Below are 24,947 nucleotides of genomic sequence, written 5' to 3'. Positions count from 1 at the left end.
GGGTAAGGCAGGAGTTATGGGGAGTATTACTTGGGTATAACTTGATCCGACTTGAAATGGTACATATAGCCCAAGAAGCAAAGGTCGAGCCTACCCGAGTTAGCTTTACATCAGCTATTTGCATTATAGATATGCAGATCCGCGGATATGCACTCTCAGGTAACGGCACAATTCCGAAAAAATTACAGCTTATGCGCGAAGATGTTAAGCATTTTATCTTGCCTAAAAAAAGAAAACACCGAACGTTTCCACGTTCAGTGCTTTATATACCATCAAGGTACCCGTTAAGATATAAGCCTAAAATTGCTTAACCGAACGGCATTGAGCTAATTATGCTGGCTTTTTTATATCTCTTTTAAGGTAAAAAACACGAAATACAGCACATTTCCCTGCTTGTTATTTATACAAAAAACGCAAATATATGTATAATTATCGCGCGAAACAGCGGTCCACACACGCTGTAAATTTCATTTAATACAACATATAAGGTTAATAATATAATGGCGCACTCTCTCTATGAACTAGCAATAAGAAGTCATGCTTTAAAGCTGCTTCTTGGGCAACTGCTGCTCGTTGTGTTCATGGTGCTGATGACGGAATTTACATCTGATCACCGTTCGGCACGATCGGCACTGTTAGGCGGGCTTATTTTTCTGGTTCCGCAGTTTATATTCACTAAATTATCTTTTCTATTTATGGGAAAAGGAAAGCAGCTGTTAACTAACTCTCTCATGCTGTTTGGATATTTTTGTAAGTTTACTTTAATGATCCTGCTGTTTGCTGTTGTGCTGAATCACCCGCAAGTTGATCATTTCAACCTGTTTATCACCTTTACCATTGTTATGTTTTCACAAGTTTTCAGTTTATTGCGACCGCTTCCAGCAAAGGCTGTTACCTGTTAACTTTTTGTAGTGTATACAACGACTGAAGGACCAGTCTTTACACTTTAAAAACTCTCCTGGATTGCTCCCACACAATACTTAAAACCCCCAGTCTAGTTGATATGTATCATATGCATATAGTTCAAATCACAGATAAATTTTCATAGCGGCTGTATCTCATGTAATGTGGCACTCAGATATTTTTATATTTCCAGGAAAGTTAAATGACGGTTTTACAGAACACCATTGCGGATCGTATTGAGGCATTAATTGATCAGCTCTCTTATGGTATTTATGAGCGCAGAGACGCGATTAGATTATGTTTATTAGCAGCACTTAGCGGTGAAAGCGTTTTTTTATTAGGCCCTCCTGGAATAGCCAAAAGCTTAATAGCCAAGCGTATGATTAAAATATTTGAAGATGAAAGTTATTTCGAATATTTAATGACCAGGTTCTCCACACCAGAAGAAATATTTGGTCCTTTATCGATTAAAGCCTTAAAAGATGAAGGTAAATATATCCGCTTAACCGAAGGGTATCTACCGAAAGCAAAAGTAGTCTTTCTAGATGAAATCTGGAAAGCCGGACCGGCGATTCTAAATACTCTGCTTACTGTTATTAATGAAAGAACTTTCCATAACGGCGTAGAGCACGAAAATGTACCGATGCGGGTGATTGTTTCCGCTTCAAATGAGCTTCCTGGAGCCGATGCTGGTTTAGAGGCATTATATGACCGCATGCTGCTTCGTTTATATTTACAGCCTATTCAGGATAAAAGAAACTTTAAAGCTATGATGGTGCAGAAACCGCTCAGCAGAAGTGCAGGAAATGTAAAAAAAGTAAGCAATGATGAATTTGAACTATGGCAGAAAGAGATCGCAGAAGTAAATTTAAGCGAGCATTGTTTTGAGCTTATTTATGAATTAAAGCTTTTTTTAGAACAACGAAACAGCAGCGGCAGTAAAATTAAAGAGCCGATTTATGTATCGGACCGACGCTGGAAAAAGTCCATGAAACTGCTGCAGGCCTGTGCTTACTTTAACGGACGCAGTGAAGTTTTAGAAACAGATCTGTTTATATTAAAAGACTGTATCTGGCATGACCTCGCTTCAAGAGATGCCATTCTAGAAGTTATTCATGATTTTGCAAAACAGCGCTTTTGTGACCAGGATGAAGTAAAAAGTACAATAGTAGAGCTGAACGAAAAAATACTATTGCTGGATAATGAATTTGCAGATCGTTTTGCAACCCGCTTAGCTTCCGATATGAGACTCACTAAAATACGTTATAAATTAAATGATCAGCAGGTTAGCACTCAAGTTCATAACGGCCTGCCTAATATGTGTAAGATTGCTTTAATCGGCGAATATGACATTTTAGAAGAGGGCTCACAGGAAAAAGCGCAATGGTTATACCTGGGCTTAGATGATTTCCAAAAGCAGATTAAAACCGGTTCATGTGTAGTAAAAGGTTATGTTAACGATCGTATTAAAGGCACCTGGTTAAATTTTACTGTTGATGAAAACCGCCACCTGCATGTGCAGAACTTTTCTAATCAGGCAATTCCGGTTGCGGTATTAAGCAGCGAAGCTGTATTAGATATTAATGAAAACTGGTTATTACCCCTACAGGCCCTGGATCAAGAGATACAGAAAATAGAAAGCAGTATTTTAAAAAACCAGGTGGAATTCAGCACAATGAACAAAAATATTTTTGTTGCAAAAGATTTTATTGAAGATGTGGCTAAAAGTTTAGGAGCATTAACTTTAGAGTTAAATAACATTAAAGAGCGCAAAGATGCATTCATGGTACGCTTGTCTGCCACCGCTAAACTTTTCGGACAAAGTGCCTAAGTGTCTTCTATATACACTTCATTAATTGATCAGGCTCTGCTGGAAATTACCACTCAAAGTCGTGATACGGATGAGGTGCAGGATAAATATATTGAGAATTGGAAAAGCGGCCTGATTTCATTATTAGCTGAAGCTCCAATGCCTGCTCCTTTAAATAATGAAATAACGCTATGTGAGATGTCCCGCCTTTTATCTCCGGCAAAATTACGCAGCAAAGCCCCTTCAATTCTAGAAAAAATACAAGCTGATTCTAACTTCTACCCGTCGGGAATTTCTCTGCTTCAGCAGAATCAGACCATGCCGGATACAGTCTTTTTTGCTGTTTTTATTGATCAGTGGCAGCAGTCTATCGAACAGGCTGTTCACCAGCACCAGACAGAATTAATAGAAGAAAAAAGAAAAGAGTTATTAAAAGAACTGCAGCTGAGAAATGAAAATTTAGAGAATTTAACTGCAGTTGTTGACGACGAACTGTTAAGCAATGGAGAGCGTCTTTGGGATCTGTCTAAAGGCAGGCTCACCCATATAGATATCAGCCTGCTGCAGCGCTTTAGCAGGCATCTGACTAAAAGCCCCGAGTTAAAAGCTATTGCTGCGCAGTTAGGAAGAATGGCTATTGCCCATGTCGAAAATAAAGAAACTCCTAACAGCTACGAGACATGGGTTTTAGATAACAGTTATCAGGACGATATTCCAGATGATATGCAGGGAGTCAGTTACAGCAATGAAATATCACGAATGCTTCAGACCGAAGCGGTTAATTTAACCTTTCCAGAACTGGAAATTATTTTTTATAAGCGTTATATCGAACGACATTTATTATCTTATCAGTACCAGGGTGCCGTTGATCAGTATAAAAAAGTAACTCAGTTCAGAGATACTGCAGATGATAATGAAGAAAACGGCGGTCCGTTTATTATCTGTGTGGACAGCTCCACATCCATGAAAGGCTCTCCTGAGCTGACGGCAAAATCTATCTGCTACGCATTATTTCAGATAGCTTTTGAACAGAAGCGCCAGTGTTTTCTTATGATGTTTTCTAATGAGGTCATTACTTTTCCAATAACTAAAACAACCAGTCTTGCGACTGTGCTGACCTTTTTATCTTCAAGTTTTCGCGGAGGAACTGATTTAAAACCGGTTATAACCAAGTCAATTGAACTAATGAAAGGGCAGCAGTACAAGAATGCCGACACCCTGATAATTTCAGACTTTATCGCACAGAAACTGCCCAGCAGTCTGGCTAATGAAATACGGGTTTTAAAAGCTAATAAAAATAGATTTCATGCCGTTTGTCTGTCATCGGACGGCAACCCGGATCTGATGGATGTCTTCGATCATATCTGGAAATACTCATCTATTTTAAGCAAACGCTTTAATCAAATCCGCTGATAAAATTTTAGGAAATTCAATCAATAAATTGCTGTTCCACGTTTACAAATTATTTGTTTCACGTGGAACAGATTCCATTTTTCTTATTGGTATAACTCATTAATCGTATCAGCCAAAATGCTAATACCGCGCTCAACTACATCATCTTCCTGTGCATAGTTCAAACGAATACACTCCTGGGTATGTTTCCATTCCTGATCTAAACCCGGGAAAAAATAATGTCCAGATACAATCAGCAGACCTTTTGCTTTAAGGTTTTTATACAATTCATTTGAAGAAATCGGTAGGTCTTTAAACCATAACCATAAAAACAAAGCACCTTCAGCTTTATGGATTTTAAAATTATTTGTCCTGATTTTTGACTGTAGAAGTGCCACTGCCTTCTCAGCTTTACTTTGATAATAGGGTTTGATCACCTCATCACTAAGCTTAATAATCTCTTTTGTTTTAACTAAAGGCAGCGCGATTTCCGGTCCTATTCCACCAGGGGACAGTGCCATAATCCCGGATAAATTAGACATAGCTTTAACAATAGTCGGATTAGCAATAACGATACCGCAGCGTGCTCCTGGTAAACCAAATTTAGATAAACTTAAGCATAAGATGGTATTCGCATTCCAGAATGGTGTTGCCTGTGCAAAAATAATATTCGGGAAAGGGGTGCCGTAAGCATTATCAATAATCAGTGGAATATTATTTTCCCGTGCTAGCTGATCCAGGTGGTTTATCTCTTCATCGGTTAATACATTACCAGTCGGATTAGTTGGACGAGAAACACAGATAGCCCCGACATCTTTATTAATTTCTAACGCATCAAAGTCAACATGATACTTAAACAAGCCGTTTTCTAATTCAGTTATTTTTGGACGAACAGCAACAAATGCATCTTCAGAAACACTGGCATCAGCATAACCGATATACTCAGGAGCTAATGGGAATAGAATTTTTTTCTTTTTATCAGCACTGAAATTTCCGCCTAATAAATTAAACAGATAAAAGAAGGCATTCTGACTGCCGTTAGTAAGCATGATATTTTCCGAGCTTAAATCCCAGCCGTAGAGATCATTAAACAACTCGGCAAGTGCATTGATAAAAGTGTTTTTGCCCTGCGGGCCGTCATAGTTGGCCAGTGTATTAACGAGCTTTCCCTGGGTTAACAACTCCTGCATTAACTCCGCCAGTCGAGTTTGAATCTCCGGTATTGATGCCGGATTACCACCGCCCAGCATTAAAATATCATCCCCGCCTTGAACTCCCTCATTGAGGTCATCCATTAGTTCAGTAATTCCTGAATGCTGGGTAAATTTATTTCCGAAGATTGAGTAAGGCATTTATTTTCCTATATTGCTGTTCTTTAGAAGTATGTTTCACATGAAACAGGTAAAAATTATAGTTTGTTATACCCATGTTACTTCAAGATGCAAAATCAGCAAGTCAAATTGTACTTAGATGCTAGGCATAAAATTGAAGTATAGTTGCTCTACATTGAGACTTTATAACGACGTAGATGAGTGCAATTTGGCTTGCCCTTCGGGGGCTCAGATCGAAAACCAGTATCGCGTTACAGCATTCAATAAGGGATCACCATTACCCTCATACTGTGCCTTATTCTGGTCTCCGAGCTGAGTCCTGATAAAGCACCTTGAGGTATCATGGGTATATACCATAGCAGGCAAAGCGAAAAAATATAAAATTTCAGCGCATACAAAAAAGCTCAGTAAAAACTGAGCTTTTAAAAACAATGTAAATTTACAGTAACCCGTAAATTAAGTGTTCATATTATAAAACGGATACATCGGCAACCTGCAGGAACAGATTACGTAAGCGGTTTAATATTGCTAAACGGTTCTGTTTTACTGCGTCATTTTCAGCCATAACCATTACGTTATCGAAGAATACGTCCACAGGCGCTTGTAGAGAGGCAAGTTCGAACAAGGCTGCCTCGTAGTCTCCGGCTGCAAATAAAGGGCTTAGCTTGCTTTCTAGAGAGCCTAAAATTTCAGCTAATGCCTTTTCAGCGTCTTCTTCAAACAGAGAAGCATCTACATCTGTATTAATATCACCTTTAACTTTCGCTAAGATATTACTAATACGTTTGTTGGCGGCTGCAATCGGCGCTGCTTCAGGCAGTTCCTGGAACTTAGCAACAGCTTGAATACGTTTTTCAAAGTCAACAGGTTTAGTAGGACGGCGATCCAATACAGACTGAATCAGTTCAACTGAAAAACCATTTGCCTGGTAAGTTGCACGGAAACGGGCAAACAGAAAATCAACAACATCATTAACAACATTGTCGTTGGTTAATTTACTACCGTACTGTGCTTTAACAATTTCAGCTAATTCAACAATATCTAAATCCAGATTTTTATCTGTAACAATACGCAGTAAACCAATCGCCGCACGACGAAGGGCAAACGGGTCTTTATCACCTTTAGGCGCCTGACCGATACCGAAGATACCCACCAGCGTATCCAGTTTGTCAGCTAAAGAAACAGCACACGCCACCAATGAGGTCGGCAGTTTGTCACCAGCAAAACGCGGTAAATACTGCTCGTTTAATGCAACAGCAACTTCATGATCTTCACCGTCATGTTTCGCGTAATACATACCCATCACGCCTTGAACGTCTGGGAATTCCATTACCATTTCAGTCATTAAATCAGTTTTAGATAATAAACCTGCACGTTGCGCGTGTTTAGTATCAGCTTTAATCTGCAGTGCAATATCTTCAGCAACATTTGAAATACGCTCAGATTTCTCTTTAAGCGTGCCAAGCTGCTTCTGGAATAATACGCTTGATAAAGACTCTAAACGGCTTGCCAGCGTTTTCTTTTTATCTGTTTCGAAAAAGAACTCAGCGTCCGCTAGACGAGGACGGATAACTTTTTCATTACCGCTGATCACTTGGGCAGGATCACGGCTGACAATATTAGAAACAAAGATAAAACGCGGCAGTAAGTTTCCTGCTTTATCTAATACCGGGAAATACTTCTGGTTGTCTTTCATGGTGTACATAAGCGCTTCAGAAGGTACCGCAAGGAATTTATCTTCAAAAGAGCCAATCAGTGTAACAGGCCATTCAACCAGTGAAGTTACTTCTTCAAGCAGATCGTCATCAATAGCAGCAACACCGTTTTCGTGAGCGGCAAGTGCTTCAACCTGATCACGAATAATCGCTTTACGGCGCTCATAATCAGCAATAACTTTTCCGCTGTCGTCTAATAATGTTTCATACTGATCTGCATGATTTAGTACCAGCTCCGCTTCACCCAGGAAGCGATGACCACGGATAACACGATCTGATTCAACACCTAATAATTCACCTTGAATCAGCTGTTCACCAAATAACATAGTGACAGTATGAACAGGGCGAATGAACTGTGTCGCAGCAGAGCCCCAGCGCATTGGTTTAGGAATCGGCAGTTTAGCCAGTGCACCAGCGGCAATGCCGGGGATCAGTTGTGCAACAGACTGACCTTTAACTTCCGACTTAAATAATAACCACTCGCCTTTATCAGTAACCAGACGCTCAGCCTGTTCAACAGTGATACCGTTGGAACGTGCCCAGCCTTGTGCGGCTTTAGTTGCCTGACCTTCAGCATCAAATGCAACATTCACTGCAGGACCGCGTTTTTCAACAACTTTATCTGTCTGTGCACTCGACAGGTTGGAAATAATTAAAGCTAAACGGCGTGGAGACGCTAACCAGCGTACATTATCAAATGCTAATTCCGCTTTATTTAATTCTGCTTCAACGTTACTTGCAAAAGACTCAGCAAGTTTACGTAATGATTTCGGTGGTAACTCTTCAGTTCCCAGTTCAATCAGTAAATTTTCTTGTGACATGAAACTTGCCTCTATTTAACTAGTTTTTTTGCAAAGTGGGAAACCAAGCGCTTCACGCTTAGCATAATAAGCTTCTGCCACTGCTTTAGATAAAGTACGAACGCGCAGAATATAACGCTGACGCTCTGTAACAGAGATAGCATGGCGTGCATCTAACAGGTTAAATACATGAGACGCTTTCATCACCTGTTCGTATGCAGGAAGTGCTAAACCGGCTTCAATCAGTTTCTGGCTGTCTTTTTCACACTGCTCAAACTGACCGAATAATGCATCAACATCTGCATGTTCAAAGTTATAAGCAGACTGCTCAACTTCATTCTGATGGAAAATATCACCGTAAGTAACACGTCCCATAGGGCCGTCTGTCCAGACAAGATCATAAATACTGTCAACGCCCTGTACATACATTGCAAGACGCTCAAGACCGTAAGTTATTTCACCGGTTACCGGAGAACACTCTAAACCGCCAACCTGCTGGAAATAGGTAAATTGTGAAACTTCCATACCGTTTAACCAGATTTCCCAGCCTAATCCCCATGCGCCCAGCGTTGGGGACTCCCAGTTATCTTCTACAAAACGTATGTCATGAACTGAAGTATCAACCCCGATCTCTTCAAGCGATTTAAGGTAAAGCTCCTGAATATTTTTCGGAGACGGCTTAAGCACCACCTGGAACTGGTAATAATGCTGCAGACGGTTCGGGTTTTCACCATAACGACCGTCAGTAGGACGGCGGCACGGCTGTACATATGCACTGCTCATCGGCTCAGGACCAATTGAACGCAGGAATGTCTGCGGGTGGAATGTACCAGCGCCCACTTCCATATCTAGCGGCTGAACAATGGCACAACCTTGACGAGCCCAGAAATCTTGCAGTGCAAGAATTAGCCCTTGGAATGTTTTTGTATCGAATTTTTGCATGATTTCCGCTTCGAGTTGCTTATAAAAAATGGGGGGTATTATAACCATTAGAAGTCAATTATACCAATGGCAATCAATAACACAGGTCACTATTGAAGTGAAGAGCAGGCCGGGAGTAGAAAAGATCATTGAATAAATTACAAACAGATAAATATTTACCAGTAAAAATGCTGCCGCTCAGATTTCGTCAGCTAAATCTAAAACTCATAAAATTAGTTCATATAAAGAAAGCAAATGCCGTTTATTTATAGCAAACGGCATTATTGAGTAAATAAATCCCCAAACCGGCTATGCTTATTCAGCAGTGCGGTACTGCGCCATCACTCCATTTCCCTGTTTAAAGCTGCTGGTCATATCGCCGCTGTTACTCTGTTGATCCGCTTTTAATGTATAGTTTCGACCGTCGTTTAGTTTATTAAAGTCTACTTTAAACTGCGTATAAACATCTCCATACTGATAACGTATATTTAACTCTAACGCCTCGAGGTTATATACCAAAGTGTACTGAGTAGCATAACCAGTCATTTTTCCATTAACTATTCTATTAGCTGCATCTAAAGGTACTTTGTAAGCCACACTGTCAATTTTTGCCAGACCGTTATTATAACTACCTGGTTCCTGCAGCTGCTCAAGCATATATTTATTCCAGATAAAGCGCTGATCCGGCGCAACATTACCCTCGAGAGGAAATTCAGCATCCACCACTTCATTATTTTGGGGTTTTGCTTTCTGCCAGTTTTCTAAATGTTTTTTGTATACCGGGCTATTAGTTAATACGTCATATTCTGCGCCGTGATAAACAAACCATTTTCCATCCACAAACTCTAATACAGCAGAGTCACCACTTTTATCCTGAAGAGAATAGTGCCCTTTTAATTTTTCACCTTCAGGACCAAACTGCTGTAACTGAATATTTTTAATAGCAGCGACCGCCTCTTTTACCGTGCTGAAATTATCTAATAAATACGGAACAATACGTGAATTTTCTAACTGAAATTTACTCTTATCATATTGACCGGGACTTTCTTCCCCCAGATACAAGGCGTTAACTGCTAAGCCTTTCTCATTAAAACCATCAATACCTGCTTTACCGTAAAAGGTGGTCATAATTGACGCATATTTAGAGGTCCAGGTCACTACTTTGTCACCTGATTCAGCTCCCCGGTAGCTTATCCCCTTAGTACGTATATCAATGGTAGGATGCGTTTCCACCATCCAGTCCATAGTGCGGGCGACAAATACGCCATGATCTTGAGTTTCCCAGAAAACACGGGAACAAGCCTGAGCAGCAGACAGTGCAGACAGCGTCAGCGCACCGGCAAGGGCAGCATTAACTACGGATTTTTTAAAAAATAAAGCCATGATATTCACCTCGATTATGTTTGTATGCTCATATAGTAATCAATACAAACATCAGGTAATCTCGGTTATGTTTGAAAATCCCCAACAGAAAGGTCTTTTATGCTTCGTTTTAGTTTTGAACAATTATCTGCATTTATTGCCGTTGCCGAAACGGGATCATTCAGTAAAGCGGCTAAATCTCTCCATAAAGACCGCTCCACTCTGCATCAGCAGGTCGGCAACCTGGAGATCGATTTAGGTATTACATTATTTGACCGCAGCGGCAAGTTTCCAAAAATCACCTTTGAGGGAGAAAGCCTGTTAACCCAGGCAAAACATATTTTGTATCAAGCACAGCTGCTGCAGAATAGTGGTGACAGCTTAGCTGGCGGTCTGGAGAAAAGTTTAACTATTTATCATGATATTTCACTGCCCATTTCAGTGATCATAGAAGTACAGAACAGTGTTCAGGAGCAGTTTCCTAATACCCGATTAAACTGGATACATAGAGGAAAAGGGGAATCAATTAAAGCTTTAGCTCAGCAGCGGGCCGATATAGCATTAGTACTAGGCGGCGTTAACGCCGTGCTTCCGGAAAAAGGACTGGCCTTCACAAACCTTGGTTATTTACCTTTTTCATTTTTTGCACATAAAGACACTCAATTAGGAAAAAGTAACAGCTGCAGCCTGCCTGATTTAGAACAAAACCTACAGTATGTCGCAGAAAATCATATGGAAGTCGGTTTAGGTAAAATGCTGCAGATATCTTCACAACAGGCAGTTATCAGTAATACGGATATTATTTTATCATTATTAAAAGAGGGCGGCTGGGCATTATTACCAAACCACGTGGTCAGTTCATCTGCAAATGCACAGCAGATAAAAAAACTAAATATCGATTTTATGAATAGTGACGGACGCTGGAGTTTCGTATTATTAACCCGTACTCAGCAGAACATAGGAAAAGTAAAAAGTACCACAATTAATGAGTTTAAAAAGTCATTCAAATCATTAAACAGTTAAAATAAACCGCTAGTGAGCATTTACATCATAATTGAGATTCACCGGGTAATAAACGCAAAAATCCGATAACAAAACGGTCCCACCAGCTGCTGTACGGCTCATTGTAATAGCTTGTTTTCCTGTTTCCGCGCAGCTTAATCCAGACTAACTGATCATCTTGCAAGGATAACTCAAAAGCAATTTTATGAACATTATCGTCAAAATTAGCGGCTATATCATCGGCTAATTCTCTGCTGTCAATAACAACACCAATTTCGGTATTTTCATTAAACGAACGAGGGTCTAAATTAAGTGAGCCGATAAAAGCATGACGGCGGTCTAAGACAAAATATTTTGCATGCAGACTTGCCTTGGAGATACCGGAAAGGTTAAAGGTTTTTTTGTTTTTGCTGTTTATACGGCCCTTCTCGGTCAGTATTCCACTATCCATCTCATATATTTTCACGCCCATTTTTAATAACTTATTACGATATTTTGAATATCCGGCATGTACGACACTGACATCATTAGATTTTAAAGAGTTGGTTAGTATTTTGACTTCAATGCCTTTCGCGATTAGCTCTTCGAAAAACAACATTCCTTCAACTCCCGGAACAAAATAAGGAGAAACAATGACTAGTTCTTTTTTAAGGCTCTTAAAATAGGGACTTAACTGCGGTGCCAGGTGATATTCTTTTTTACTTCTGTCTTTAACAATTTTAAGCGGGTCATCATAGAGTACAACAGCAGTTCCAGCATATTGTTTTACTTCGTTGTTTTTTAATAATTCAACTAAATTATTCTGCTGTAGAGCTTTGATATAGGCATTCGTTTTGTTTTCTGCAATAAACTTTTTGAGCTCGCTGGATACCTCATTCAAGGTGCTTTCTGTGGCCTGATAATCATTCAGTAATTCAATCGGGTAAGAAAGCTGATTATTCCAGTACAGATCAAATGAAGCAGAGACCTGCTGTACAGCCGGGCCTGAAAAGGCAACATCTAAATCACCGAAAACAACATCCGGATCCGCACCGAAATAAACATCCCCGATGTTTCGTCCCCCTAATATTGAAAGCGTATTATCTACGGTGAAGGATTTATTATGCATACGACGTGTAACAGCGCCAAACTGCGTTACAAGCTGTCCGGTACGGTTTTTGCCGCGAATAAAAGGATTAAAAATACGTACTTCAAAATTAGGGTGTGCACTTAACATGGCGATATTCTGATCTTTACCGGCAAGATCCATATCATCAACCAGTAAACGAACCCGTACTCCGCGTTCGGCAGCCTGCCATAATGCAGTGGTCAGCAGACCTCCGCTTAAATCTGAATGGTATAAATAATACTGAAGATCAAGACTCGACTGTGCGGACTTAATCAGTGAAAGCCTGGCGACAAACGCATCAATGCCGTCATCTAATAACAAAACAGAGACCTGATCCGCCCCTAAATTTAAACCTTTATGCGCTTTTTCCACCTCTCTGACTAATTTTGACTGCGTTGATTTTTCCAGAGTATAGCTGGGAGAGCTGTTGTTATCCGGCAGACTGATGCAGGCAGTTAACGGGACGATAAATAAAATTACAATAAAACCTTTAAACATAAGCATATCCATATGATAAGTCTGCGAATAAATAGCGATTACTTCGCCCTTAATTTTAATATAATGGATAGATTCTGATATTCAATCATAGAAAGAGCAGATGAACACAAAACTTAAAGAAAACGATCTCTATTTACCGATTAAAGGCTTTTTAAGCAGCCTGGGTTATGAAGTAAAAGGCGAGATAAAAGACTGTGATATTGTCGCAGTAAAAGATGACTCAATGGTGATTATCGAACTTAAATTAAGTATCAATATAACCCTGCTGCTGCAGGCTGTTGAACGGTTTACCCTGGCAGATACCGTCTATATTGCTGTTCCCAAACAGTGCACCATCTATAAAAAACAGGCTAAACAGGTCAAAAAACTGATCGCACGATTAGGTTTAGGTCTGATTATCGTAGATATGCAGAAAGAGCAGCAGTATGTTGAAGTGGTCAGCGATCCGAAAGACTACACGCCGCGGAAAAACCGGCGCAGACAAAAAGCTTTGTTAAAAGAGTTCAGCAGCCGTCAGGGTGATACACAAAAGGGCGGTTCAACCCGTAGAGAAGCCGGTTTAACAGCTTACCGGCAGCGCTGCATCCGGGTGGCTGAATATTTATCTAAACAGCCTAACGCCAAGGGGGCTGAAATAAAAAAGGCAATTGATGAGCCACAGGCTACACAGTTTTTAGGCAGTAATTACTACGGCTGGTTTAATAAAGTGGAACGAGGTATTTACCAGCTGTCTGAAAAAGGGGCAGACGAACTGCCGCAGTGGCGGGAAAAAATGAATCAGGTTACTAAAGAATAGCAACCTGATTACAGCTCAGAATTAATCTCTGATACGTTTAAATATTAATGAAGTATTAATGCCGCCGAAGGCAAAGTTATTACTCATAATATATTCACAATCGATTTCACGGCCGCTGCCTGTGATGTAGTCCAGATCACCGCATAACGGATCAATATTATTAAGATTTAAAGTCGGATTAAACCAGCCGCTGTTCATCATCTCAATAGCAGTCCAGGCTTCAACTGCGCCGCATGCACCTAAGGTATGACCGAAGTAGCTCTTTAATGAGCTGATCGGTGTTTTACTGCCGACCACATTCTGCGTTGCATTAGTTTCAGCGATATCACCACGCTCTGTCGCAGTACCATGCGCAGAAACATAACCGATTTTATCCGCGCTTAAATCTGCATTTTTAAGCGCCATCTCCATACAGATCTGCATGGTTTCCTGCTGCGGCTGTGTTACATGCGCCGCATCGCAGTTACTGGCAAATCCCACTAACTCCGCATATATTTTTGCGCCGCGCGCTTTAGCATGTTCATATTCTTCTAATACCAATGTACCGGCACCTTCACCAATAACTAATCCGTCACGGTCTTTGTCGTACGGGCTGGGTGTTGATTTAGGATTATCATTTTTAAGGCTGGTAGCAAACAGGGTATCAAATACTGCAGATTCCGTCGGACATAACTCCTCCGCACCACCAGCAACCATTACTGTCTGATAGCCATGCTTAATTGCTTCATAAGCATAACCGATTGCCTGGCTGCCGGAAGTACACGCACTGCTGGTAGGAATAATACGCCCTTTTAAGCCAAAAAACAGGCCGACATTAACCGCACTGGTATGCGGCATCATCTGTACATAAGTTGTCGCTGTGATAGCTTTAGTGCTTTTTTCATTAAGCATGACACCAAAAGCACCAACCGCATCGGTACTGCCGGTAGAGGAGCCGTAAGCAACACCTGTCTGGCCGTTGGTTAATATATCATTACCAAGCAGACCACTTTGAATAAGAGCATTTTCAGAAGCAAGTGTCGCTAATTTTGAAACCCTGCCCATACCGCGAATTTTTTTACGGGTGTAATGCTTCGGCAGCTCAAAATCAACAATAGGCGCAGCCAGCTTGGTATTTAAACCGTCATACTGCTCATAACTCTGCATATATAATACTGCGTTTTCACAAGCTTTTAATTTAGCTTCTACACTTTCCCAGTCATTACCGAATGCAGTAACACCGGACATGCCTGTAACAACAACTCGACGAATACTCATTAAACCATTCCTCCGTTAATACTGATAACCTGGCGGGTAACATAAGCCGCGGCATCAGACATTAAATAACTTACCAGACCGGCAACCTCTTCAGGTTGTCCCATACGGCGTAAAGGCACAAGCGGCAGGGCATGCTCTTTAACATGTTCATTAACCATACCGGTATCAACCAGCCCGGGTGCCACACAGTTTACTGTGATTTTGCGTTTAGCCACTTCTAAGGCCAGCGCTTTAGTCGCGCCGATAATACCTGCTTTAGCCGCACTGTAGTTTGTCTGGCCGCGATTACCTACTAAGCCGGAAACTGATGCTAAGGTAACAATACGCCCGCCTTTACGAAGCTGTACCATAGGCATAACACAAGGGTGTAAAACATTATAAAAACCATCAAGGTTAGTATGTACCACACCATCCCACTCTTCACCGGTCATAGCTGGAAAAACAGTATCATTGCTAACACCTGCATTACTAACTACACCGTAATAAGCACCGTTTTCAGCAATATCGTTTTCCAGTACTGTCCGGCACTGCTCACGATCGCTAATATCAAACTGTAAAATGCGCGCACTGCCGCCTAATGTTTTAATTTCTTCAACTGTTTGTAATGCACCATTTTTATCGCCCATATAATGCACGGCAATAGTGAAGCCGTCCTGTGCTAGTTTTAATGCAATCGCACGGCCGATGCCTTTACTCGCACCAGTCACTAATACTTGTCTAGTCATTATTTTTCCCTTTTAACATCTCTTCTAATTTTTCCGGCGTAGGTACAAAGGCATTTAACTGCCCGGCGGCAAGTTCTTTACCTTTGCATTCGATGCGGCACAGAAAAGCCGCCATACCTTCACTTTCCATTACCTGTTCCGCATAGATATCAAGCAGCTGCGATTCTTTATAGATTTCACATTCACTTGTATAAGAGCGGCTGCCTAATAAAAAACCGACTGGTGAAGGTTTATTTTGTCTCCAGGCATGATAGCCAGACCAGACGGCGATGGTTTGCGCCATAAACTCAATGCCGACCCATGCCGGCACACCATTACTCTCTTTATCAAAGAACAGTCCGTCTGAATCAATCTTAACCTGGCAATGTACCGTTAATTCAGTCACATCGATTAGTTTATCGATCAGGATCATCGGGGCTTCATGCGGCAGTAAAGACGCTGCGTCGGGGATATTATTCATCTGTGTATCCAAATACCATGCTTATATTTATTTCTTTTAAATTTAAAAAAGAGCCCGCTTATTCATCTGCATATCCGAAAATCAGGCTTATATTCTTTGTCCGCTTTAAACAGCAGCCGAATGCAAATATCTCATTTACAAAAGAACCAGTGCTTATAATCTTATTCATCTGCGTAACCGAAGATCAGACTTATATTGTTGCCGCCGAATGCAAATGAGTTACTTAAAACAGCAGGCTTTTGTAATTTTTCCTTACCCTGCACAAAACGTATCGGCGCAAGAGACGGATCATAAACTCCATCATTAATTTGTACGGGCAGATCCAGATTTTTATCTAAGAGTAACCAGCAGAGTGCGGCTTCTAAAATACTGGCGGCCCCTAATGCATGTCCGGTTAACGGCTTCGTTGAGCTCACAGCCACCTTGTCTGAGAAGAGGGCATAAATGGCTTTTGCTTCCATTGCATCATTTAGCTTAGTTGCTGTGCCATGCGCATTAATATAACCGATCTGCTCTGTACTCAGCTGCGCATCATTTAATGCTTTGTGCATCGCTTCAGCAGCCCCTTTTCCTTCCGGGTGAGGTGCTGAAATATGGTGAGCATCGGAACTGTCTCCTGCACCAAGCAAGGCTAAGCCGCTTGAGTTTTTTTCTCGGGACAGCAGCATAAATGCGGCCGCCTCACCAATATTAATACCGTGACGGTTTTTACTAAACGGGCTGCAGAGTTCATTGGAGAGAGCTTCTAAACCGTGAAATCCATTCAGCGTCAGTTTACACAAAGAATCACTGCCGCCGACAAGGACTGCATCAACTATTCCTGCTTTTAATAAGCGCTTGGCCGATAAAAATACCCGGCCGCTTGATGAACATGCAGTAGAAATCGTATAAACAGGACCATCGATCTTAAAATAATCAGCGACAAACTCTCCCAGATTACCCACTTCCTGCTGATGGTAGTGATAATCTTCTGGCAGCTGACCGGTTTTCTGTTTTACAGCCAGTGCACTTTCACCATCAGCAATACCAGAAGTACTGGTACCGACAATAACCGCAATACGATCCGCGCCGTACAAACTGACAGCCTGCTCTATCTGAGGTTTAATCTGAAGCAGAGCTGATAATGCCAGACGGTTATTACGGGTATTTTTATCTGTTAAATCCGCATCAATCTCAGGTAACGGGCTTACTATCTTACCGACAACGGTTTTACCGCCGTCGTTTAACCAGCCGGACTCCAGGCACATATCAGGTGAAAAACCTAAGGCCAGACGCTTTATGCTCTCCTGTTGTGTTTCACCTAATGCTGAGTTCATCGCACAGGCATGAATATAAACGGGAAAAGCAGGGGGATTAGTATTCATCTAATTCTCTATTTATCAGTATCTGATTTGCTGGTTTCGATAGTGATGGTGTAATTAAGCTGCAAATGTTTAAACACTATAATTCCATCAATATAAGGGTGTGCCTGATAAGAGACAGATGCAACAATCTGTCCGTTTTCATCAAGTAAAAAACGTTCAAAATCACTTTCAACAAGCGACCAGCCTATTTGTGCAAGCGGGGCAGACCATGATTCAACAGGCCAGATTGAAATCATCACATTAAATAATACCTGTTCCGGCTTTGGTAAAGTATCAGCTAAGCCGCTAAGCACATAGGTTTGAATCTCTTCACCTGAATAGCTCAAGCTGATAATGCGCGCCCCCCAGGCAGAAAAGCCAGCTAAAACGACACTTTGCTGATCGACCTGCAGCTGTACCGGTAATTTCTGCTCTTTATTACCTTCTGCATGACCCCACTGCGCGGTGATAAGTTGACTGACATTAAGTCTCTCACCTAACTCAGCAGGTTTCGGCAGAGTAACAAATACGTCTTTATTTACCTCAACCTGAACCGGATGAGTCTGCGGCTGCATTGAGCAGGCGCTCAGCATCATTATCAGTATAGGGAAATATAAACATTTTAATTTCATCTTATTACCTTTTAACCTTACGACTGGTCATTGCTAAAGGAGCGAGCAGCCAGGCAACAATAATCCCCGTTAAAACAGTGATACCAAAACCATGAATAGCCTGGGTTTCGCTTAACGCCAGTAAACCAAATGATAATACCGTGGTGAGTGCAGAAAGAGTGATTGCCAGCAGAGTATTCTTCGCTTCAATCAACTGCTTTTGCTCTGCAAAAAACAGGGTGTAGTCGATGCCGATACCTAAGATAAGAATCACCGCTAATAAATTAAAAATAGTGACAGGAATACCAGCCACACTGGTTACCGCTAAACCGACACAGGCAGCGATAACAGGCGGACTTATCACCAGAAAACCAAGCTTTAAGCCATATCGCCAGAACATTAAAAGAGCGATTAACAAATATGCTCCGATTAACAGCTTGCTGATATGAACGCGATACGTACCAAAAATAGCAGAAACCTCATTGGCTTTATCCAGAGAGGTGAGATCATCATGTTCATTGATATAAGACTGTAAAATCTGCTTGTCATTCATATCATTAACCAGGATCACCGCAGAGCTTTTACCGTTAATTTTATCCAGCCATAAAAAACCTAAAGGCTCAGAAACCGATGACGCTAAATAGTCATCCACTAACAAAGGCTTAAAAGGCTGATCAAAATGCACAGCTTGTGAAAAATTCAGTTTTTCGCTGAGATTCTGTGCTTGTGACTGATATAAAGACTTAACTAATTCAAAATTCTCTTTTTGACTCAGCAGCGGCGGAACATACTGGCTGATACTCTGATAGTTAAGAAGCAGACCTTGTTTCTGCCAGACAGTTAACTGTTTCCCGACTTCACTCAGACGAACTAATAAATCATTATCACTGGCGGCCTTAACCAGCAGCAGCTGCTGGCTTTGCCCGACACCGCTAACGGTTTTAATATATGTTTCCTGCGTTTTTAATGCCGCCGGTAATGCCTGCAGCTGGCGAATATCATCATCAAAATGCACATTAAAAGCACCAGCTAATGAAAACAGCAGTAATAAACTCGGCAGGAGAGTTCGGAATTTAGGGTTTTCCCAGGCTTTTAACCATAAACTAATAAAAGTTAATTTCGGCACAGCTGTTGTACTTGCTGATTTTGCTAACAGCGGATACCAGCAGACAACCGTAAGATAAGCCCCTAAAAGACCAACCACGGAAAATAGAGACAGCTGCTGCAGACCCGGGAAAGGCGCAATCAGCAAACCTAAATAGCCGATTAAACTGGTTAACAAACCTAAGGTAATGGCATTAAAAATATGTTTTAGCGCCGACTGCGAATGCCAGTTATCTTTCTGCACCAGGCGCTCGGTAAGATAATGAAAAGCGTAGTCAATTGATACTCCGATCAGACTTGCACCAAACACTAAACTAAACAGATGCACCTTGCCGAAGACAGCAGCAGTAACTACAAATGCCACCAGCAGACCGCAGCTTATGGATAACAATGCCAGCGTTAAAGGTAAGGCACTGCGGTAAACAATCAGCAGTAAAAGCACAACACCAATCAGCGAGCCGACACCTATGGTACTGATTTCACTTTTGGCACTCTGTGTTCCGTAGGCGGCATAGAATATCGTACCTGTATGTTCCAGTTCCACGTGAAACATTGTTTTAATCGTCGTTTCAAGTTCATCTAAAGCGGATAGTCTGTTTTGCAGCTGTGTGTCGTAGGGGTCACCGGCCAGATCTGCACGAATAATAATATGGTATTTACCCTGATACTCAGTGGTTAAATACCCCTGATATAAAGTAAAGTTTGCTGAGCTGTTATTTCGTGAAGATAGATAGTCTCTGAATAACAAAAAGGGATCATTTTTAAGTTCCCCGCCGCTTACACCGGAAAAAGGGTTGTAAACCTGCTGCAGTACTTTAGTAACCTGCTCTTCAGGGGCCTGCTGCAGAGACTCTTTCTGCTGCGCATTTAATAACTGCCCGCGATAAGGAAAGTACAGTTTAGCCCAGGCCTGCTGCTGCTGTTCACTTAACTGCGCAGATAAACCAGAGAACAGGTTAGTGGTTAATAACTTACCTGAAAAAGCAGATGCGGCAGCGGCAAGCTGGGGTTTATCTTCGCCAGAAAGTAAAAATACCACCTTATTGCTGACATTACTGCTGACCTGCTCAAAAGCCTGTTGAGCAAAGGGATCCTGCTGGTTTTCAGGTAACAGGGCTAATATATTTGTTTCAATGGGCAAGTCCGGCTGCAGAACTGTCTGGCGCACTAAACCTACCGCTGCCAGCAATATAAAAAACAGCCAGAAAACAGCGGGTTTAGAATTGGAAGGCACGCTGTTCTTCTTCACTTAGAGTCTTAGGAGTCGTCTGCTGCTGTGCAAACTTTATTTCGGAAATATCACCGCTTAATTCACTTAAAACAAGCACATCAATAAAATCAGAGCCTTCAATTGAAATATTAGCAAACACCTTATTCAAAGGAGCCTCTCTTGGGGTTAATAACAGCAGCCAGTTATCTCCTTTTTCACTGAGCTTCATCTCAAACTGATCCGTTAAACCATCAACATCCCCTTTGAATAACGATAAAAACAGATGAGTAAAATAAAAAACCATCGGATTATCTTTTGCGGCAATCACTTCCGGAGCCTGTTCTGCAAACTGCTGACTAAGTTTGTCTTTTACCAGAACTAAAGAGACTGAAAATGGATCAACTTGTTTCCACAGCAACCCCTGATCCTGGTGCAGTAGAAATTTCCCCTTTGAAACAAGCGGCTGATTAAACATCTGCATAGTTTTTGTCTGGGTAAACTGACCGCGCAGCAGAGAGTGTGCAGTCAGTTTCTGCTGCACATCAGCGAGCGTTACAGACTGTGCAGAAAAACTCAAGATCATCAGCACAGCTGCAAAAAAACTATTTTTAATCAACAAAATAGGGCTCCAGTCTGTCAATAAATACCTTAGGTGAAGCAAAGCACATCTCTTTACTGGCTATTTCAACGGCAACCTGCCTTGTATAAGCCTTAGTCATACGCTGTCCCGTTTGCGCATCAAAAATCATATAATCAACACGCAGACGATTTTCCCATTCACTTAATACAGCTGTCACTCGTATTTCATGGTTATAAGGGATCGCTTTTACATATTTTACATAGCTGTCAATGATCGGCCAGATATAACCAGAAGCTTCCATTTCCCGATAGTTGTAATTGATTTTCTGCATCAAAATACGACGGGCCTCCTCAAAATAGCGGAAATAGTTACCATGGTAGATAACTCCCATAGGATCCGCATCCTGAAATGCTGTAATCAGAGTGATTTCAGCGCTTAAGTTAATATTGCTTTCGACCATTGATAAGTCCTAACTGTTAAAATAACGATCTGTATTAGTATAACGACCAGTGCTGAGTTTGAATTAACTGCATAAAATGACGTAAGTCAGTCTCTAACGGACGATCTTCATCAACCGGGGTAAACTCGCTTAATACCGCTTCAGTCATTGTTTTTAAACCTTCGCTGAAATGTCTTTCATCAAGTTCATTATGACGCTTACGAATAACCAGAGCCTGGGTAGCAGCCAGTAATGAAGCAGAAGCAACCTGCTCAGTCAGCAGTAATACCCGCAGACAGTCACGTGAAGCAATCGTCCCCATGCTGACTTTATCCTGATTATGGCACTCAGTTGAACGAGAGAATACACTTGCCGGCATAGTGTGCTTTAATGCTTCAGCCGTCCAGGCAGAAACACCAATCTGTACGGCTTTAAAACCGTGATTAATTGGTTTACGCGGCCCTTCAGCACCGGTTAAGTTAAACGGCAGGCCGTTATTAAATTTATAATCCATTAACTGCGCCATTTGACGGTCTAACAGATCTGCAATATTCGCCACAGCTACTTTTAAGGTATCCATCGCCATTGCAATATGACCGCCGTAGAAATGACCGCCATGTAATACTCGTTCATTATCACCGTCAATAATCGGATTATCATTAGCGCTGTTTAATTCATTTTCAATCATTGAACGCAGCCACGGCAGGGTATCCTGTAAAACACCAATAACATGCGGCGCACAGCGAAGCGAGTAACGATCCTGTAGACGGTCACTATTGCGCGGCGGACGTTCAGCCTGCAGATCCGAGCGTAACCAGGCTGCAATCTGCTGCTGTCCGGCATGCGGTTTAACAGCAAACAGTGCTTCATCAAAGTGGAAATCATTGCCGTGCATCGCAACTGAAACCATCGCAGTCACTTTTGTTGCAACTTTTGCCAGATATTCCGCGCGTTTAAATGCTAAGCAGGCAAGGGCGGTCATAACCGCGGTACCGTTCATTAATGCCAGGCCTTCTTTAGGCTGCAGTACGATAGGTTTAATATTCAGCTCAGCAAAAACCTCTGCTGTCGGGCGAATCTGACCTTTATAGATAACTTCACGCTCACCGATTAATACAGCTGCCAGGTAAGAGAGAGGTGTTAAATCACCGCTTGCCCCGACTGAACCTTCTTCCGGGATACGCGGAGAAATATCATTATTAATCAAAGTGATAATCTGATTAAGCAGATCATGCGTAACACCGGAAACACCCTGTGATAATGAACATAAACGAGTCGCTAAAACTGCTTTTGACTGTTTCTCGGTTAAGTTATCACCCAGACCGCAGCCGTGAAAACGGGTTAAATGTAGCGGTAATTCAGAAACTAAGTCTGTCGGAATAGCAACGGTACAGGAGTCTCCGTAACCGGTTGTCACGCCATAAATAACACCATCTTCTTTTAACAGACGCTCTAAAAATGCCACACCGCGGTCGATTTTTGTGTTAAATTCAGCACTGGAATTCATTTCTGCGCCGGCGCCGTCAGAGATACTTACAATATCTTCAATGGTTAAACGTCCGTCACCAAACTTGATGCTTTGTTGTTTATTTGTCATTTTTCTTTCCACTTAACTGCCAAAATTAAAAAGTTATACCGGATTGTAAAAACAGAGGGCTTTCATCTGCCTCGTTTATAAAATATTACTTCTCTTCAGATTTTGGACTTAGCTGCCAAAAATTAAAAAGTTATAGCGGATTGTAAAAGTAGATATGCTTTCATCTGTCGCTATAGCTAAAAGTTACTTATCTTCAGCCTTACTGCTTAACTGCCAAAAATTAAAAAGTTATAGCGGATTGTAAAAGTAGATGTGCTTTCATCTGCCGCTATATATAAAAGTTACTTATCTTCAGCCTTACTGCTTAACTGCCAAAAATTGAAAAAGTTATACCACTGCAGCGGTGCTTTCATTGTGTAATGTTCAAGGCGCCGGGCATATAAGTCAGCCACAGCCTGCAGGGCCTGCTCGCGCCTGCCTCTTGGTAATTTTATCTGCTCACTGAAAGGTTCAAAGTAGACATCAAAAAATGCCCCTTTTTTATTTTCATTACGCAGACCAAAAAGTAAATAAACCGGGGCTTTTAGAATTGATGCTAATAAAAACGGTCCCTGCGGAAAGGGGGCTGGTTTACCTAGAAAATCAGCCCAGACTGAACGCTGTTCAACACTGGATGATGTCCGGTCACCAACAATCACCACCCATTCTCCCTGTTCAATTTTATCATCAAGCAGAATGGCCGTTTCCGGACCGAGTTTATTTACCTGGATAATATTCAGATCTGATTTAGGATTAACGACTTTGATCATCGCGTTAAAACGCGGAGCATGCTCGGTAAAAACCAGAGCATTAATTTTTAAATCAACATATTGTTCACTCAGCGCACGACACAACTCTAAATTGCCGAGATGTGAACCGATAATAACAATGCCCCGCCCGGATTTAGTCAAAGGTTCAATATGTTCAAGACCATGAACAGCCAGATTACCTGTTGAGAAATCACCTTTCCAGGCAGCCAGTTTATCCAGCATGGTCTGCCCGAAAGAGTTCAGATGTCGATAAACACTTAACTTTCCAGGCAGACTCTGTCCAGTCTGCTGAGCATAGCTGCGCACATTCTGTAAATACAATGCTGAAGCCGCCCGGGTTTCTCTAGCTGTCAGCATATAATAAGCCATGACAACTTTTAACAGCATGCTGAATGCTGTCCGGCCGAACAGCGAATAGATGCCCAGCAGAATTTTCATTCCGTAATAGGTTCCCTGCTCAGCCTGCTTTGACCAATGCTTATTCTTTAAAGTCATTCGTTTAGAACGGGTTAATAATTTAGGCAGACGTTTTAACATGCCGAAAAACAGGCAGGTGTGCATCCAGCTTATTTTTACGTTATCCCAGAAAGCATCAAAATGAGATACACCGTTTTCCGGGTAGATCACCCGCGTTTTTATAAAACGCACATCAACATCATTCCAGAATAATCTGACCATTATTTCGGTATCAAAATCCATTCTTAAGCCGAGTTTTTCCTGGCGGATAATATCCATGGACGGTGTCAGGGGATAGGAACGAAACCCGCACATACTGTCTTTAACTGAAAATGACAGGGTTTCTACCCACACCCAGAAATGGGTAATATAACGGCCGTATAAGCGCCCCTTGGGTACACTTTCATCATAAACCGGGCGTCCGGATATTAATGCATCCGGATGTGCCTGCGATTCTTTTAGTAAAACCGGCAGCGCAGTCAGATCATGCTGACCGTCGGCATCTATCTGCACTGCATGACTGAATCCCAGCTCAAATGCGGCTTTAATTCCGGCGATAACAGCACCGCCTTTCCCCTGATTTTCAATCAGGGTAACTACAGTCGCTATATCAGTAAGCCGGCCGATTACCTCTTTGGTAACAAGATCACTACCGTCATCAACAATAATGATCGGATAATCATAATCAGCAGCTAAAGCCTTAACAACAGCCGTTAATGCCTGGCCGTGGTTATAGCAGGGGATCAAAAAGCACGGATTAAAATCAGTCATAACGGCC

General features: G+C 41.7%; 20 protein-coding genes and 1 pseudogene. 6 read left to right on the top strand and 15 right to left on the bottom strand.

Annotated features, from left to right (window positions below):
• From G337_RS26305 to G337_RS0114290, 4 genes and pseudogenes are all read left to right on the top strand, one after another.
• Positions 1–311 (top strand): annotated as a pseudogene (locus tag G337_RS26305) (IS4 family transposase); the annotation flags it as partial.
• A 189-nt stretch (positions 312–500) separates the two neighbouring features.
• Positions 501–902, top strand: a complete 402-nt coding sequence (locus tag G337_RS0114300; RefSeq protein ID WP_028864505.1) for an ATP synthase subunit I — start codon at positions 501–503, stop codon at positions 900–902.
• Positions 903–1,105: 203 nt separating this feature from the next.
• The gene (locus tag G337_RS0114295) at positions 1,106–2,734 is read left to right on the top strand and encodes an AAA family ATPase (RefSeq protein ID WP_028864504.1); all 1,629 of its coding nucleotides are present in this window, start codon (positions 1,106–1,108) and stop codon (positions 2,732–2,734) included.
• Positions 2,735–4,126, top strand: a complete 1,392-nt coding sequence (locus G337_RS0114290) for a vWA domain-containing protein (RefSeq protein WP_028864503.1) — start codon at positions 2,735–2,737, stop codon at positions 4,124–4,126.
• 83 nt (positions 4,127–4,209) lie between these two features.
• Here the strand turns inward: G337_RS0114290 and G337_RS0114285 are convergent, their stop codons facing one another.
• The 4 genes from G337_RS0114285 to G337_RS0114270 all read right to left on the bottom strand — a co-directional run bounded on the left by G337_RS0114285 (position 4,210) and on the right by G337_RS0114270 (position 10,255).
• Positions 4,210–5,457 (bottom strand): valine--pyruvate transaminase, encoded by a 1,248-nt coding sequence (locus tag G337_RS0114285; RefSeq protein WP_028864502.1) that lies wholly within the window; start codon positions 5,455–5,457, stop codon positions 4,210–4,212.
• Between the two features lie 448 nt (positions 5,458–5,905).
• Positions 5,906–7,972, bottom strand: coding sequence for a glycine--tRNA ligase subunit beta (gene glyS / locus G337_RS0114280; protein WP_028864501.1), 2,067 nt, complete (start codon positions 7,970–7,972; stop codon positions 5,906–5,908).
• Positions 7,973–7,987: 15 nt separating this feature from the next.
• The gene (gene glyQ, locus G337_RS0114275) at positions 7,988–8,893 is read right to left on the bottom strand and encodes a glycine--tRNA ligase subunit alpha (RefSeq protein WP_028864500.1); all 906 of its coding nucleotides are present in this window, start codon (positions 8,891–8,893) and stop codon (positions 7,988–7,990) included.
• Between the two features lie 294 nt (positions 8,894–9,187).
• On the bottom strand, positions 9,188–10,255 hold the full coding sequence (locus tag G337_RS0114270) for a linear amide C-N hydrolase (RefSeq protein WP_037027555.1): 1,068 nt from the start codon (positions 10,253–10,255) through the stop codon (positions 9,188–9,190).
• Positions 10,256–10,354: 99 nt separating this feature from the next.
• Here G337_RS0114270 and G337_RS0114265 point away from each other — a divergent pair, with 99 nt between their 5' ends.
• Positions 10,355–11,257, top strand: a complete 903-nt coding sequence (locus tag G337_RS0114265; protein ID WP_028864498.1) for a LysR family transcriptional regulator — start codon at positions 10,355–10,357, stop codon at positions 11,255–11,257.
• Between the two features lie 25 nt (positions 11,258–11,282).
• On the opposite strand, the gene G337_RS0114260 is transcribed toward G337_RS0114265, so the two are convergent.
• Positions 11,283–12,842: a phospholipase D family protein gene (locus G337_RS0114260; protein ID WP_051303267.1), complete on the bottom strand. Its 1,560-nt coding sequence runs from the start codon at positions 12,840–12,842 to the stop codon at positions 11,283–11,285.
• 100 nt (positions 12,843–12,942) lie between these two features.
• Between G337_RS0114260 and G337_RS0114255 the strand changes: the two genes are divergently transcribed.
• Positions 12,943–13,638 (top strand): DUF2161 domain-containing phosphodiesterase, encoded by a 696-nt coding sequence (locus G337_RS0114255; RefSeq protein ID WP_028864496.1) that lies wholly within the window; start codon positions 12,943–12,945, stop codon positions 13,636–13,638.
• A gap of 21 nt (positions 13,639–13,659) precedes the next feature.
• On the opposite strand, the gene G337_RS0114250 is transcribed toward G337_RS0114255, so the two are convergent.
• The 10 genes from G337_RS0114250 to G337_RS0114200 form a co-directional block, all read right to left on the bottom strand.
• Entirely contained in the window at positions 13,660–14,895 is a 1,236-nt protein-coding gene (locus G337_RS0114250; RefSeq protein WP_028864495.1) for a beta-ketoacyl-ACP synthase, read from the bottom strand.
• The gene (locus tag G337_RS0114245) at positions 14,895–15,620 is read right to left on the bottom strand and encodes a 3-ketoacyl-ACP reductase FabG2 (protein ID WP_028864494.1); all 726 of its coding nucleotides are present in this window, start codon (positions 15,618–15,620) and stop codon (positions 14,895–14,897) included. Before G337_RS0114245 ends, G337_RS0114250 begins: the two co-directional genes overlap by 1 nt.
• The gene (locus G337_RS0114240; RefSeq protein ID WP_028864493.1) at positions 15,613–16,080 is read right to left on the bottom strand and encodes a hotdog family protein; all 468 of its coding nucleotides are present in this window, start codon (positions 16,078–16,080) and stop codon (positions 15,613–15,615) included. The genes G337_RS0114245 and G337_RS0114240 overlap by 8 nt, the downstream gene beginning before the upstream one ends.
• 161 nt (positions 16,081–16,241) lie before the next feature.
• Positions 16,242–17,444 carry a beta-ketoacyl-[acyl-carrier-protein] synthase family protein gene (locus G337_RS0114230; RefSeq protein WP_028864492.1) on the bottom strand — a complete coding sequence of 401 codons (1,203 nt, stop codon included), beginning with the start codon at positions 17,442–17,444 and terminating at the stop codon, positions 16,242–16,244.
• Positions 17,445–17,452: 8 nt separating this feature from the next.
• Complete coding sequence (locus tag G337_RS0114225) at positions 17,453–18,055, bottom strand: DUF3261 domain-containing protein (RefSeq protein WP_028864491.1); 603 nt, start codon at positions 18,053–18,055, stop codon at positions 17,453–17,455.
• 4 nt (positions 18,056–18,059) lie between these two features.
• Positions 18,060–20,372: an MMPL family transporter gene (locus tag G337_RS0114220; RefSeq protein WP_028864490.1), complete on the bottom strand. Its 2,313-nt coding sequence runs from the start codon at positions 20,370–20,372 to the stop codon at positions 18,060–18,062.
• On the bottom strand, positions 20,356–20,967 hold the full coding sequence (locus G337_RS0114215; RefSeq protein WP_028864489.1) for an outer membrane lipoprotein carrier protein LolA: 612 nt from the start codon (positions 20,965–20,967) through the stop codon (positions 20,356–20,358). The genes G337_RS0114220 and G337_RS0114215 overlap by 17 nt, the downstream gene beginning before the upstream one ends.
• The gene (locus G337_RS0114210; protein ID WP_028864488.1) at positions 20,957–21,388 is read right to left on the bottom strand and encodes an acyl-CoA thioesterase; all 432 of its coding nucleotides are present in this window, start codon (positions 21,386–21,388) and stop codon (positions 20,957–20,959) included. Before G337_RS0114210 ends, G337_RS0114215 begins: the two co-directional genes overlap by 11 nt.
• A gap of 34 nt (positions 21,389–21,422) precedes the next feature.
• Entirely contained in the window at positions 21,423–22,964 is a 1,542-nt protein-coding gene (locus G337_RS0114205; protein WP_028864487.1) for an HAL/PAL/TAL family ammonia-lyase, read from the bottom strand.
• Between the two features lie 281 nt (positions 22,965–23,245).
• Entirely contained in the window at positions 23,246–24,940 is a 1,695-nt protein-coding gene (locus G337_RS0114200; protein ID WP_028864486.1) for a glycosyltransferase family 2 protein, read from the bottom strand.
• Positions 24,941–24,947: the final 7 nt, after the last annotated feature.

It is taken from the genome of Psychromonas aquimarina ATCC BAA-1526, assembly GCF_000428725.1.
Classification (GTDB): domain Bacteria; phylum Pseudomonadota; class Gammaproteobacteria; order Enterobacterales; family Psychromonadaceae; genus Psychromonas; species Psychromonas aquimarina.
This window is presented reverse-complemented; position numbering and strand designations above follow the sequence as displayed.